Source organism: Ramlibacter sp. G4-7 (genome assembly GCF_057784995.1).
Genome location: NZ_JBYNTT010000015.1, coordinates 109,101 through 120,815, shown reverse-complemented (window position 1 = coordinate 120,815; position 11,715 = coordinate 109,101). Strand labels below are relative to the sequence as shown.

The following is an 11,715-nucleotide window of genomic DNA, read 5'->3' as shown; positions in this document are numbered from 1 at the left end:
GCGCTGAACACGGGTTGCCCCCCGCGGCGAGCGTTCGTCGCCAGCGACGCCCGTCGCCGTGGACAACCCTGCGCAGCGGCACGCCTACGCAGACGAATGTCAGGAGGGTAGTCCAGTGAGCCGCGTGCGCGAAGAGGAAGTCGAATTCACCGCCATGCGCGCGCAAGGCCCCGGCGGGCAGAACGTCAACAAGGTTTCAAGCGCGGTGCACCTGCGCTTCGACATCGCCGCTTCCTCGCTGCCGCCGGCGGTCAAGGAAAAGCTGCTGGCCCTGCCCGGGCGGCGCGTGAGCAAGGAAGGCATCCTCGTGCTGAAGGCGCAATCCGCGCGCAGCCAGGAACAGAACAAGGCACTGGCCATGGAGCGGCTGGAGGCCCTGGTGGACGAGGCGTCCCAGGTGCAGGTGCCGCGCAAGGCCACGAAGCCGACCTATGGTTCCAGGCAGCGGCGGCTCAAGGGCAAGGCGATCCGCTCCGAGATCAAGGCGGGGCGCGGCCGGGTGGAGGACTGAGGGCCACCAGGTCCGGCGCTGCGCGAGCTCGACCGCGACGCGTCGTGCCGGCAACCTGCAAGCGATGGCACCGTCCGGACCGTCCCCGCGCCGGCGGTGCGCATGCTCGTACAATTCCTGCCCGAGAGCAGCCGCGCGGAGACATTCCCATCCAAATCATCCTCTCCCACCAACTGCTGGACGAGATTCTGCAGAACCACCGGATCAAGTCCAACGACCTCACCGGCATCGACAAGCTGTTCGGCGGCGCCGATGGCTACTACTGGTACCACACGCTGCGTCACATGTGCCCCAAGCAGGCCATCATGGTCTGGCGCAGCGAGGAAGAAATGCGCGCCGCGGTCCAGAACCACGAGAACGAGACAGCCGCCGAGGACGAGGTGAAGCCGCAGACCCTGGGCGACGAGCACGTGGCCGCCATGGTCCGGCTGCTGGCGGTGCGCGGCTGACGCCTGCCGCGATGCCGCGCCGCCCCGTCAACATCCATCCCGCGTACCACGCCCACGTCTACTTCGACGCGGGCACCGTCGAGCAGGCGCGGAGTTTGTGCGAAGAGGCAGGCCGTCTGTTCAAGGTGGCGGTGGGACGCGTGCACGAGAAGCTGGTGGGGCCGCATCCGCGCTGGAGTTGCCAGCTCGCCTTTTCGGCGTCGGAGTTCGAGCGCATCGTGCCCTGGCTGGACGCGCATCGCGGCAGCCTCGACGTCTTCGTGCACGGCCTGAGCGGAGACGCGCTCAAGGACCACACCGACTACGCCTACTGGCTCGGCAACGACTGGCCGCTGGACCTGCGGCAGTTCCAGCAAACCTGACCTGCAAGGGCGCGCGCCGCGCCGCGGACGCCCGTTCAGGGTTTGTCCGGTTGTTGGCGCGACATCCGCGAGCGCAGCCTGCGCATTCGCCCCTGTGGAGGTTTCCGCGATGAAAGTCGACCACCTCGTCGAGCCGGATCGCGTGCACCGCACGGTGTACACCGACGGCGCGATCTTCGATGCGGAGATGGAGAAGATCTTCGAGCGGATCTGGGTCTACTGCGGGCACGAGTCGCAGGTGAAGGCGCCGGGCGACTATTGGGCCGTGACCATCGGCCGGCAACCGATGCTGATGGTGCGCCAGCAGGACGGCAGCATCCAGGTGGTCTACAACCGCTGCCCCCATCGCGGCGTGCAGGTGATCGGCAACCGGTGCGGCAACACCGGCAGCGCCTTCGTCTGCTCCTACCACGCCTGGAGCTTCCACCTCGACGGTTCGGTGCGCGCCATCCCGCTGGCGCAGGGCTACGAGAACACGCGCATGACGCGCGACAACCCGGACTGCTCGATGAAGCGCGCGGCGCGCGTCGACAGCTACCGCGGCTTCGTGTTCGCGAGCCTCGCGCCGGAAGGTCCGTCGTTGCTGGAGTTCCTGGGCGAGGCGAGGATCGCCTTCGACGACATGTGCGACCGCTCCCCCGAGGGCGAGGTGGAGGTCGTGCCCTATTGCCACCGCGTGATCCAGCAGTCGAACTGGAAGTTCTTCATGGAGAACCAGCTCGATGCGCTGCACCCCTCCGTCACGCACCAGTCCACCGGCATCGCGGCCCGGCGCGTGGAAAGGCGCCTGAAGGAAGAGCGCGGCGCCGCACCCCTGTACTACCACTACCTGTCGGCGTTCGCGTCGAACTTCGAGCAGTGGGACAACGTGCAGACCATCAACTTCCCGCGTGGCCACGGCATCCTGAAGGCCTACATGGGGCTGCGCCCGCAGGACCCCGACACCGAGGCCCACGAGGCGCTGCTGGAGCAGGCCTACGGCAGGGAGAAGATGGAGGAGTACCTCTCGCGCAGCATCCACCACGTGCTGGTGTATCCCTACCTGTCCGTGCAGAGCCCGCTGCAGCAGTTGCGCTGCATGCGGCCGATCTCGGCCGACCGGACGCTGTCGGAGATCTGGCACTTCCGCCTGAAGGGCGCGCCGGAAGCGATCTACCGCCGCAGCCTCTGGTACTTCAACCTGGTCAACTCGCCCGCCACCATGATCAACGCGGACGACCTGGAGAACTGGACCAAGGCGCAGTGGGGCCTGCAGGCCAAGGGCCTGGACTGGGTGAGCTTCCACCGCTGGTTCGGCGACGACCGGGAGGAGAACGGCGTCGTCTACTCGAACCACGGCACGTCCGAGGCGGTCATGCGCAACCAGTTCCGTGCCTGGACGCAGTACATGGCGCAATGAGGGGGATGCGATGAACGAACGCCGCTTGATTCCCAACGCCGGACCCGACTTCGAGCACCTGCTGGCGCAGGAGGTGGTCATCGCAGGCGGCGACGCGCCGGCCAGCGGCGCGCAGGCGATCGCGCCCGACGACTCCCCGATCGCACCGCGCGCCGGTGCGCCGCGTGCCATCGAAACGCTGCCGCGGCCCGGGTTGTCCGCCGCCGCGGACCTGCAGCGCGAGGTGGAGCAGTTCCTCTACCGCCAGGCCGAACTGCTCGATGGCAAGCACTGGCAGGCGTGGATCGACTGCTTCGACGATGCCGGCGTGTACTGGATGCCGGTCGCGCCGGAGCAGCAGGACTGGGAAGGCTCGCCCTCGATCTTCGCCGAGGACAAGCTGATGATGGAGATCCGCAAGGGCCGCGTCACGCATCCGAACGCCTGGTCGCAGGCGCCGCAGTGGGCGACCAACCACCTCGTGAGCCACGTCGCGCTGGAGTCGTCCGACGCGAACGCGATCGTGGTGCGCTCCCGCTTCCACATGATGGAGTTGCGCCGCGACGAGATCCGCCATTTCGGCGGCAGCTACCGGCACACCCTGGTGCGCGACGGCGGCGGCGCATTGCGCATCCGCCTGCAGCGGGTGGACCTGTTCAACGGCCAGGCCCCCTTCGACTACGTCCTGCAGATCTGGGTTTGAACATGGGCGCGCCGGCAGTGCGCCTCACTCCATGGGGATGCCCGCCTCCTTGATGACCTTGCCCCACTTGGCGAGGTCGGACTTGATCACCGCGGCGTAGTCCTGCGGCGAGCCACCCTGGATCTCGATGCCGGCGGCCTCCAGCTTGGCGCGCACGTCCGGCAGCTTCAGGGCAGCATTGATCTCGGCGTTGAGCCTGGCGACGATCGCCTTCGGCGTCCCCGCGGGGGCCAGGAAGCCGCCGTTGGTGTTGGCGTCGTAGCCCTTGAGGCCCTGTTCATCGGCCGTGGGCACGTCGGGCAAGGCGGAGGTGCGCTTCAGGGTCGAGACCGCGATGGCGCGGGCGTTGCCGCCCTTCACCTGCGACTGGATGGCGCTGATGGTGTCGATGTACAGGGCGGTGCGGCCCGCGAGCAGGTCGGGATGCGCGGCGGAAGAACCCTTGTACGGAATCAGCTGCATCTGCGCGCCGCTGGCCAGTCGAAACATTTCCGCGGCCATCTCCTGCGCGCTGCCACGGCCCGAGGTCGCGACCTGCGCCTTGTCGGGATGTGCTTTCAGCCATGCCACGAACTCGGGCAGCGTCCTGGCCGGGATCTGCGGGTAGATGGCGAACACCAGCGGCACCACGTGGGTGTAGACGATGGGCTCGAAGCTTTTCTCCGGGTCCCAGCCCAGGTTCTTGAACAGGAACTTGTTGGTGTTGTGGCTGCCGCCCACGATGCCGATGGTGTAGCCGTCGGGCGCCGACTTGGCGAGCACGTCGGTGCCCAGGTTGTTGGAGGCGCCGGGCCGGTTGTCGATGACGACCGGCTGCCCCATCGAGGTGGCGAGCTTGTCGCCGACCACGCGGGCAATGAGGTCGATGGCACCACCGGGCGGCGCCGGCACGATGACCTTGATCGGACGCGTCGGGTAAGCCTGTGCATTCGCGAGGGAAGGCACCACGGCGAGCGTGGCCGAGAGGGCCACGGCCTGGAAAACGGAAGTGAGTTGCACGCTTGTCTCCTGCTGGGGGATGGGGATGCGGGGCGGGCTCAGCCGCGCCCGGCGAAAGGCATGCGGCTGGCCATGACCGTCCTGCCGGTGACCAATGCGATGCGGGACGGCTTGCCGGTGTTCACGGCCAAACCCTTCTCAGGTGGTCAGGCTCATGGCCGGACGCGCGCCGGCCAGGGCCTGGGCCAGGCTGTCCAGCACCATCCGGCCCATGGCGGCGCGGGTCTCCCAGGTGGCGCTGGCGCGATGCGCCTGCAGCGTCACGCGCTCGGAGCGGCGCAGTGCCGGTGGCACACGCGGCTCGTCGACGAACACGTCGAGGCCGGCGCCGGCGATGTGACCGGCGGCCACGGCCTGCGCCAGGTCGGCTTCGTTGACCAGGCGGCCGCGGGCCACGTTGACCAGGAAGCCGCGCGGGCCCAAGGCGTCGAGCACGGCGGCATCGATGATGCCTTCGGCCTGGTCGGCCGCCGCGCACAGCACCAGCGCGTCGGCGCCGCGTGCGAGTTCCAGCAGCTCGGGCACGAACCGGTGCGCGACATCGTCCATGGCCCGCAGGTCGGTGTAGCTGATCGTGCAGCCGAACGCGGCGGCGCGCGTTGCCACGGCCCGGCCCACGCGGCCCATGCCGACGATGCCCACGCGCATGCCGCTGAACCGGCGTGCCAGCGGGATGGCGCTGGGCTGGGGGCGCAGCTCCCATTGCCCCTCGCGCACGAAGCGGTCGCCGGCGCACAGGTTGCGGCAGGCCGCGATCAGCAGGCCGATGGCCAGGTCGGCCACGTCCTCGGTCAGCGCCCCCAGGGTGGCGGTCACCGGCAGGCCGCGGCTGCGGCAGTAGGCGAGGTCCACCGCGTCGGTGCCCACGCCGTTGACGGCCACCACCCGCAGCGCGGGCAAGCGCTCGAGCATGGCGAGCGAGATGCCGGTATGCCCGCCGGTGATCACACCCACGATCGAGGCGGCGTGCTCGCGCAGCAAGGCCTCGGGGTCGCTGGCCTCGAAGTACTTGTGCACGGTGTAGAGCGACGCGAGCGTCTCGTTGATCTCGGGCACGAGGATCGGATTGAGCTGCAGGACCTGGGGTTTCATGGGACGTGTCCTGAATTTGATTGATCGCATGGTCAATCTTGATCTACAGTGTCAACATAAAAATCAGCTTCCCACCATGGCCTCCTGGATCCCGATGGACGAAGCGTGCCGGCGCCTGGGCGTGCGGCCGCAGACCGTGTACGCCTACGCGAGCCGCGGCAAGCTGGAAGTCAGCACCGACCCGGCCGACACGCGCCGCAGCCTCTACCGCGCCGAAGACGTCGCCGGGCTGGCCCGGCGCAAGCAGGCCGGCCGCAAGCACGAGACCCTGGCCGCCAATGCGCTGTTCGGCTCGGAACCGACCATCCCCACGGCGCTGTGCGCGTTCTTTCGCGGCCGTCCGTACTACCGCGGGCACGATGCCGTGAATCTCGCGCGGACCGCCACGGTGGAAGAGGTGGCCCGGCTGATGTGGGACGCCGCGCAGGCCGTAGACTTTTCGACGCCTGCATCCGCCCGCCCGGCCGCGCCCGGGCGGCTGGCGGCCTTCACCACCCTGGCGGGCCTCGCGGCCTCCGGGCATTCGACGGTGGGCCGCCTGACCCGCGTGCTGCATGGCGAAGGACAGGCCCTCGTGGGGCAACTGGCCAACGCCTTCGGTGCGCAGCCCGGGCGCCAGCCGCTGCACCTGCGCTTCGCCAAGGGCTGGAGACAGCCTGCGGCCGTGGCCGAGCTGCTGCGAACGGCCATGGTTTTGCTGGTGGACCATGAGTTGACGAGTTCCGCCTTCGCCGCGCGCATCGCCGCGTCGACCGGCGCCTCGTTGCCGGCCTGCCTGGTCGCGGGGTTGACGACCTTGTCCGGGCCCTTGCACGGCGATGCGTCCCGCCGCGTGCAGGCGCTGTTCAACGAGGTGGAGCGGCTGGGCGAGGACCAGGTGGTGGCGCACTACCTCTCCACCGGCGTGCCGCTGCCGGGCTTCGGCCACCATCTCTATCCTGATGGGGACCCGCGCGCCGCAGCCCTGCTGGCCTTGTTCGAGCCGCCGGAGGCGATCACGCGCTTCATCGGCAAGGTGACGGACCTCACCGGCCTCCAACCCAACGTCGACGTCGCCCTGGCCGCGCTGGTGGCGCACCTGCGTCTGCGTGCCGATGCGGCCTTCGGCTTGTTCGCGACCGCGCGCAGCGTCGGCCTGCTGGCGCACAGCCTCGAGCAGCTGGGCGTCGCGCAAGTGATCCGGCCGCGCGGCCGCTACATAGGACCGATGCCGGAGGCGGCTGCGGGTGGCCGCCCCTAGAACTCCGCGGCGTCACACCTAGGTCCAATGTCCCCGGGAGCCCCGTCACGCTGAAAATCGGGCGCGTGAAGTCGCACCTGCCAGCGCCGGTGAAGAGCGCGCTATTGCACAGCCGCCCCGCCTGGCGCTGGATTCTGGGTGCCGCCGTCGCACTGGCCCTGGTCCTGTTCCTGGTCGTGGGCCGCATGAGCCCGCTGCCGCCGCGCTCGCTGGTGATGAGCACCGGCGCCTTGGATGGCGCCTATCACCTCGCGGGCCTGCGCTACCAGCGCCTGCTGGCAGCCAACGGCGTGCAGCTCGTACTGCGAACCAGCGCCGGAAGCATCGAGAACTTCGATCGGCTGCGAAACGACGCAGTGTCGGTGGCTTTCGTGCAGGGCGGCATCGCCACGCAGGGGGCCGAGACGGCGCAAGGAGAGGTGCCCTTGCGCGCGCTGGCGAACGTGGCGTTCGAGCCGGTGTGGATCTTCACGCACACCATCGACGTGACGCAGGGCCTGCGGGCACTCGCCGGCAAGCGCATCGCGGCCGGGTCGCCCGGCAGCGGCAACCTCAAGCTGGCGGTGGACCTGTTGCAGGCCTACGGCGTGGGCCTGGGCGCGAGCGACGGCACGTGGATCGCGCGCGACGGGACGGTCCTCACGGCCGACGGCGGCATGGCGGCCGCCGAGAAGCTGCAGCGCCACGAGATCGACGCCGCCTTCATCGTTGCCGCGCCCGCGGCCCCGGCCGTGCAGCGGCTGCTGGCCGATCCCGCGATCAAGCTGGCGTCGCTCGCCCAGGTGGAGGGGCTGGCGCGCCGCTTCGGGTACCTGCAAACGGTGAGCCTCAAGCGCGGTTCGGTGGACCCGGCGCGCGACCTGCCGGCGCGTGACATCACGCTGCTCGCGACCAATGCCAACCTCGTCGTGCGCGAAGACCTCCATCCGGCACTGGCGTACCTCCTGCTGGAAGCGGCGCAGCGGGTGCACCAGCCGGCCGGCCTGTTCGAGCGGCCGGGCGATTTCCCGAATCCGCGCGTCACCGACTTCGCGCTCTCCGACACGGCGGAGCGCTACTTCCGGAGCGGGCCGCCGTTCCTGCAGAGCTACCTGCCGTTCTGGATGGCCAACTACGTGCAGCGGCTGTTGCTGGTCCTGGTGCCGCTCGCGGCGATCCTGTTTCCGGTCGCGCGGCTGCTGCCGCAGCTCCTGGCATGGCGGCGCGAGTCGCGGCTTTTCCGCCGCTACGGCGAGCTCAGGTACCTCGAGCAGCAGCTGACGTCGCGCTCGCTGAACGAGGCAGACCGGCGCGCGGCGAGCGAGCAGCTCGATCGCATCGAGCACGACATCGCACACACGAGGTTCCCGCTGGAGCTGGCGGACCGCGTGTACACCTTGCGCCAGCACGTCGACTACGTGCGGGAGCAGATTGCGCGCGGCACCCGCACCTAGACATGCCTTCTCCGCACCCCAGCCGGATGCGGAGGACGCTCGCCGCGATTTCCTCAGGCGTCCGGCCGGGACACCGGGCTCAGCCCGCCCGCATGCTGGCCACCAGCGCGCCGAGCCGGGACTGCATGTCGGCCGCCTCGCGATGAGCGGGCCAGCCGTGGCCGGGCAGCACCCACTCGAACCGATAGGCCGCCAGCCGCGCGAGGGAGTCGGCAAGGGCGGTCCAGGAATACCAGCATGCGTCGCGGAACGCGACGAGATCCTGCGTGCGCATGCTCCAGGCGAGCGAGTCCCCCGTGAGCAGCACGCCATCCTCCAGCAGGAAGCCCACGCTGCCACGCGTGTGACCGGGCAGCGGGATCGCGAGCACGCCCGGCACGATGGTCTGCGCGGATTCGCCTTCGATCAGGTCGGTGGCATAGGGAGCGGCATGCCGATCCTGCTGGTGGATCCAGACACGTGCGCCGAAATGCGCGGCGAACTTGTCGGCGTCGGCAACGTCGTCCTGGTGGGACAGGAGGATGTGGCCGATGCCGCCGGCCCGCTCGAGCCACGCGACCAGTTCGCCGGCGAACCGCGGGGAGTCGACCAGAAGGTTGCCGCCCGGATGCGCGACGAAGTAGGAGTGCGCGCCGAAGGAGGACCGGGCGTTGAATCCGCACCGCCACACACGCTCCGTGATCGGCTCCGGAAAGATTACGCCGCCAGGGCGGGGCAGTTTCTCTTCCGTGCGTACGGAAGCGGTCGGGCAAACCAGCACGGCGCGCCAGGCCGCAAGCCGCTCCTGCGGCGTCCCGGGTTGCCGTGCGAAGACGCTCTTGCCGTTGCGCTCCACGATCAGGCCGGGCGCGACCTGGCATGCCGCACCGCAGTCGATGCAGGCCGTGTCGATGTACCAGTCGCCCGGCACCGAATCAGGATTGCGGATGCGCTTCATGGCCGTAGGCCCGTCGCCGGAGAAAGCCCGACGCCAAGGGTACCGTTTCTGGCCGGACGAAGGATCAGGCCCAGGAAATCCGATAGTCGAGGGAGTGGCCGATCCGCTGCGAGAAGCGGGCAACGGATTTGGCCGCCATCCGTTCGCTGACGCTCACCGGAATCTTCGTGATCAGCCAGGCCCCCAGGCCCTGGGGCTCGCCCTCCGGCTTGCGAAGGTGTGGGCTGGGCGAGTAGCTCACGTTCGCTTCCCGCCTGCCGGCCCGTTCCAGCAGGTCATACAGATCGCGGAACAGGATGTACGAGGTGTCGTTGCGGTGCGCCGACCAGTTCGCGACCGGCAGGAAGTCCACCAGGTGGATGAGCTGGTAATTCAGGGCGATCCAGAGATCGTCGCCGCTGATCGTGATCGGGGCGTTGTCGATCACCCGGTGAAAGGTGATCGAGGCGATGGCATCGGCGCGATGCGCGTTTTCCCGGAGCTCCCGGCGCAGCGGGCCTGCGTAGAGAAGCCGCAGCACGGAGGGAAAGGCCTCGGCCTGCGTCCATTCCGCCGGCGTCATCAACGCGCGCAGTGCCGGTATCTTGTCGGCTGTCATCGCAAAGGTGTTGGTGCCGGTTCCGAGGATCGAGTGCAGCAGCATCACCAGGGGGGACTGCTGGGGGTAGTGCTGCACGCTGTATTCGAAGCAGAAGTACAGGTGGTCCAGGAACGAGCCGTCGGCGTGCTCCACGTCGAAGTCGCACTCGTTCACCAGAAATTCCATCAGCGCCGGGCTCACGGCAGGCAGCGGGTGCGCGGCCCGCGCCGCCGCGTATTCGGCCTGCACTTCCCGGGTGGCGGCGGCGTCCCAGCGGGCCTCCTTGCCCACCCGGGTGGTCATCACGAAGCGGGCGGCCTTGCCCTCGAGGGTCTTGAAGATGGTGCGATCGAGGTCGAAGTTCGGGATCGGCTCGACCCGCACCTTGCCGGTGTGCTCCAGGGCGGCACCACGGGCGATGGCGGCCTTGCGTTGGGTGGTGGGATCCGGGCGTTCGGCGGCGGACTGCTTCATGGACATCCTCGGCGAGTGCCCGGCTTTTATACACGACTGCCATGGGCGCGCGGCCCTCGGCTCGCCACAGGGATGGCGCATGCCGCGGGATGTGTCGCGCGCGCGCGATGCTGGCATCATGGGGCATGCCGCGCTTGACCCAGGCGATCCGCTTTTGCACGACTGCGGCGGGTCTGCGCCTCGCGTACGCCACGATGGGGGAAGGGCCTCCGCTGCTTCGCGCGGCGCACTTCCTCACGCACCTGGAGTTCGACCTTGACAGCCCGGTCTGGGCGCCGTGGCTGGGCGAACTCAGCCGCGCGCACAGGCTGGTGCGCTACGACGGCCGCGGCTGCGGCCTCTCCGACCGGACCGAGTCGGAACTCTCGCTGGAGGCCTGGGTGGCCGATCTCGAAGCAGTCGCCGACGCGGCCGGTCTCGATCGCTTTGCCCTGTTCGGTTGTTCACAGGGCTGCGCGGTGTCGATCGCGTATGCGGCTCGTCACCCGGAGCGGGTTTCCAGCCTCGTGATCCTGGGGGGTTATGCGCGCGGCGTGATGCGCCGCAATCCCAGCCCGGAGCAGGTCAAGGAAGCCCGCATGATGCTCGAGCTCGTCGAGCTTGGCTGGGGCCGCGACAATCCTGCGTTCCGGCAGGTCTACACCTCTCTGTTCATTCCCGAGGGCACGCAGGAACAGGTCCGATGGTTCAATGAACTGGAGCGCCTGTCCACCAGTCCGGAGCACGCCGCCCGGGTGTTCGCCGCGTTTGGGCAGATCGATGCCACGGACCTGGCTTGCAAGGTGCGCTGTCCGACGCTGGTGCTGCATGCCCGGGGCGACGCCCGCGTCCCCTTCGAGGAGGGGCGCTTGATCGCCGGGCTGATCCCCGGCGCCCGCTTCGTGCCCCTGGACAGCCGCAACCACGTGCTGTTGGCGCATGAACCGGCTTTCGCGCATTGCTTCGACGCGATCCGGGCCTTCCTGGGGCAAGAAGAGCCACGAGGCAGCGGCCCGGGTGCTTTCCCGACCCTGACCTTGCGCGAACGCGAAGTGGTGGAACTGCTTGCGCACGGGCTCGACAACCTGCAGATCGCGGCCCATCTTGGCGTGAGCGAGAAGACCGTCCGCAACAAGGTGTCCGCGGTGTTCGACAAGCTGGACACGCCGACGCGGGCGCAGGCGATCGTTCGCGCCCGCGAAGCAGGTTTCGGCCGCACACCGCTGCCGCGCTAGGCGGCGCGCATCGGGACACGGGTCCCGGCCAACAGCGGCGCATTCCAGCCCAGGCGGGACATCTGCCTCCTGCGGCCGCGCGCCCGGCCCGGTTCAATGGACTGCATCGCCACCACGCATCGGGAGCAGTCCACCATGTTGCAAAAGATCCCAGCCGCGTTCTTCTTCCCCGGGGCGTCCCAGCCGCAAGACAGCCGCGGGCGTGTTGCAGGGCGCCTGGCCCGCTGGCTGGTGCGCTGCTGGCAAGCGCAGTGCCGCCGTGCGGAGCGCCCGCGCCGTTTCGTTCCCTACTACTGAAAGCGAGCCGCCGCGGCGGTGCCTCGGGTCGAGGTCATGACAGGCC

12 protein-coding genes are annotated in these 11,715 nt (G+C 69.2%); 8 read left to right on the top strand and 4 right to left on the bottom strand.

Annotation, left to right across the window (positions count from 1 at the left end; all coding sequences use genetic code 11):
• Window positions 1–115 precede the first annotated feature (115 nt).
• The 5 genes from arfB (at window position 116) to AC3EGR_RS19845 (ending at window position 3,403) form a co-directional block, all read left to right on the top strand.
• Window positions 116–511, top strand: coding sequence for an alternative ribosome rescue aminoacyl-tRNA hydrolase ArfB (arfB, locus tag AC3EGR_RS19865; RefSeq protein ID WP_488548249.1), 396 nt, complete (start codon window positions 116–118; stop codon window positions 509–511).
• A gap of 44 nt (window positions 512–555) precedes the next feature.
• A complete protein-coding gene (locus tag AC3EGR_RS19860; RefSeq protein WP_488548248.1) occupies window positions 556–960 on the top strand; it encodes a hypothetical protein in 405 nt (134 codons plus the stop codon).
• Window positions 961–971: 11 nt separating this feature from the next.
• Window positions 972–1,322 (top strand): DOPA 4,5-dioxygenase family protein, encoded by a 351-nt coding sequence (locus AC3EGR_RS19855; protein WP_488548247.1) that lies wholly within the window; start codon window positions 972–974, stop codon window positions 1,320–1,322.
• Window positions 1,323–1,431: 109 nt separating this feature from the next.
• Complete coding sequence (locus tag AC3EGR_RS19850; RefSeq protein ID WP_488548246.1) at window positions 1,432–2,721, top strand: aromatic ring-hydroxylating oxygenase subunit alpha; 1,290 nt, start codon at window positions 1,432–1,434, stop codon at window positions 2,719–2,721.
• A gap of 10 nt (window positions 2,722–2,731) precedes the next feature.
• A complete protein-coding gene (locus AC3EGR_RS19845) occupies window positions 2,732–3,403 on the top strand; it encodes an aromatic-ring-hydroxylating dioxygenase subunit beta (protein WP_488548245.1) in 672 nt (223 codons plus the stop codon).
• Between the two features lie 24 nt (window positions 3,404–3,427).
• Here AC3EGR_RS19845 and AC3EGR_RS19840 read toward each other — a convergent pair whose 3' ends face one another.
• Together AC3EGR_RS19840 and AC3EGR_RS19835 are read right to left on the bottom strand one after the other, a co-directional pair.
• Window positions 3,428–4,402, bottom strand: a complete 975-nt coding sequence (locus AC3EGR_RS19840; RefSeq protein WP_488548244.1) for a Bug family tripartite tricarboxylate transporter substrate binding protein — start codon at window positions 4,400–4,402, stop codon at window positions 3,428–3,430.
• Window positions 4,403–4,540: 138 nt separating this feature from the next.
• A complete protein-coding gene (locus AC3EGR_RS19835) occupies window positions 4,541–5,494 on the bottom strand; it encodes a 2-hydroxyacid dehydrogenase (RefSeq protein WP_488548243.1) in 954 nt (317 codons plus the stop codon).
• Between the two features lie 76 nt (window positions 5,495–5,570).
• Between AC3EGR_RS19835 and AC3EGR_RS19830 the strand changes: the two genes are divergently transcribed.
• Together AC3EGR_RS19830 and AC3EGR_RS19825 are read left to right on the top strand one after the other, a co-directional pair.
• Window positions 5,571–6,734: a citrate synthase gene (locus AC3EGR_RS19830; RefSeq protein ID WP_488548242.1), complete on the top strand. Its 1,164-nt coding sequence runs from the start codon at window positions 5,571–5,573 to the stop codon at window positions 6,732–6,734.
• Window positions 6,735–6,838: 104 nt separating this feature from the next.
• Window positions 6,839–8,167, top strand: a complete 1,329-nt coding sequence (locus tag AC3EGR_RS19825; protein WP_488548241.1) for a TAXI family TRAP transporter solute-binding subunit — start codon at window positions 6,839–6,841, stop codon at window positions 8,165–8,167.
• A 79-nt stretch (window positions 8,168–8,246) separates the two neighbouring features.
• Here the strand turns inward: AC3EGR_RS19825 and AC3EGR_RS19820 are convergent, their stop codons facing one another.
• The gene (locus AC3EGR_RS19820; protein WP_488548240.1) at window positions 8,247–9,104 is read right to left on the bottom strand and encodes an MBL fold metallo-hydrolase; all 858 of its coding nucleotides are present in this window, start codon (window positions 9,102–9,104) and stop codon (window positions 8,247–8,249) included.
• A gap of 64 nt (window positions 9,105–9,168) precedes the next feature.
• Complete coding sequence (locus AC3EGR_RS19815; RefSeq protein WP_488548239.1) at window positions 9,169–10,158, bottom strand: hypothetical protein; 990 nt, start codon at window positions 10,156–10,158, stop codon at window positions 9,169–9,171.
• Window positions 10,159–10,283: 125 nt separating this feature from the next.
• On the opposite strand from AC3EGR_RS19815, the gene AC3EGR_RS19810 reads away from it, so the two are divergent.
• A complete protein-coding gene (locus AC3EGR_RS19810; protein ID WP_488548238.1) occupies window positions 10,284–11,372 on the top strand; it encodes an alpha/beta fold hydrolase in 1,089 nt (362 codons plus the stop codon).
• Window positions 11,373–11,715: the final 343 nt, after the last annotated feature.